The organism is Sporosarcina sp. NCCP-2222 (genome assembly GCF_023168145.1).
Classification (GTDB): Bacteria; Bacillota; Bacilli; order Bacillales_A; family Planococcaceae; genus Sporosarcina.
Genome location: NZ_BQYK01000002.1, coordinates 395,660 through 397,235 on the forward strand (window position 1 = coordinate 395,660; position 1,576 = coordinate 397,235).

Sequence of the window (1,576 nt, forward strand, 5' to 3'; positions counted from 1 at the left end):
GTAGAGTTGGAATTTTGTCAGGATTGAATAGTTGAGAAATCAGCAGATTGAAAGTAGCTACTATGGGCTTACAGCGGGTAATCACCGACTTGAACGTAGTTACACTTGCTCTCGGGACTTTACCACCGACTTGAACGAGGTTACCACCGGCTCTCAGTACTTTACCACCGACTTGAACGAGGTTACCACCGGCTCTCGACTTTACCACCGACTTGAACGAGGTTACCACCGACTCTCAGTACTTTACCACCGACTTGAACGAGGTTACCACCGACTCTCGGGACTTTACCACCGACTTGAACGTAGTTACACTTGCTCTTAGAATTTTCACTAGACAAACCATATTCATTACCGCTTGGAGCGAGGCTTTCACAGGGTAATTGGCGTTCGCCTAGTTTTATTGGCGTTCAAATCCAGTTATTGACGTTCACCCGGTTTTATTGGCGTTCAAATCCAGTTATTGGCGTTCGCCTAGTTTTATTGGCGTTCAATTCCAGTTATTGGCGTTCAACCCGACTTATTGGCGTTCATCTTAAAATCTTCATCCTCCCCTAATAAAACACTTCCTTCCCACCAAAAAAACCGCCACTTTCGAAAAGTGGCGGTGTTGCATCTCTCAATCATGTATGACTTTCCAGTTATGGTCACAAGTAGCTGTGACGGTTTTATGCTTTAAAAAGTAATTGGCGAGTAATTCGGAGACGTCGATGGGCACTTCCTGGACGACGGGTTTGTTTTGGTACATGAGGTAGTCGCCGCCTCCACCTGCCCGGTAATTGTTCATGACGACATCATATTCCCCGTTCATATCGACGGGTTTGCCAGCGTGTTCGAGCTGGACGATCCGTTCTCCAACCGGCTTGGAGATGTTGATGGTGTAGTTGATGCCTTCCCACATGTCGTAGTTGTAGTGCTGCGGTTTCGGGTCAAGGAAGGAGGGGCTTACTTCGATTGGCCCGCCATCATATTGTTTGAAGTACGCAGCAGATCGCTCCAGGGCGTCCTTCATGTCTTGGCCGCTAATGCGGAGAACCTTGAGCGTGTTCGGGTAAATGTAATTTGCCACGATATCGCGCATTGTCACATGTTCCGGTAAGCCGGGTGATTGGTTGTTAAAGATTGCTGTATTGGAAATGGACACGTTGGCAGTTTCCATTTGGACGCGGTTGATGAATTCCACTAGCGGATTGTCCTGCAACCGTGTCTGCATGGCGTCCCGAATGACCATGTCGCCCTTGATATGGCCAATGGGCGTGTCGAGCCATTGCTGGGCCGCCTCTTCGTATGTGGAGGCAAGCGCTAGAATGGATTCGTCCGGCACTACTCCATCAACGGATAGCAATTCGCTCGTTTTTTGGACGACCTCCCAGTTGCCTCCCTTGTTCTCCAATTGGATTGCTACTTTACCAAGCGTCTGTCCCATATGGCCCGGTTGTACGATAAGTACGCCATTGATCATTTTGCCTGCCAGCTGCCTATGCTGATGGCCAGTCAAGAGCACATCGATTCCCTTCACTTCCATGCAAAGTTCGTAGCCTTGGTTTTCTCCTGTCAGGATTTCTGTTGGTTCCCCCGT

Annotated in this window: 1 protein-coding gene; it reads right to left on the reverse strand. The window is 48.9% G+C overall.

Annotation, left to right across the window (positions count from 1 at the left end):
- Positions 1 to 616 precede the first annotated feature (616 nt).
- A partial coding sequence (locus NCCP2222_RS06005; RefSeq protein WP_248510527.1) for a bifunctional metallophosphatase/5'-nucleotidase occupies positions 617 to 1,576 on the reverse strand: 960 nt, incomplete at its 5' end.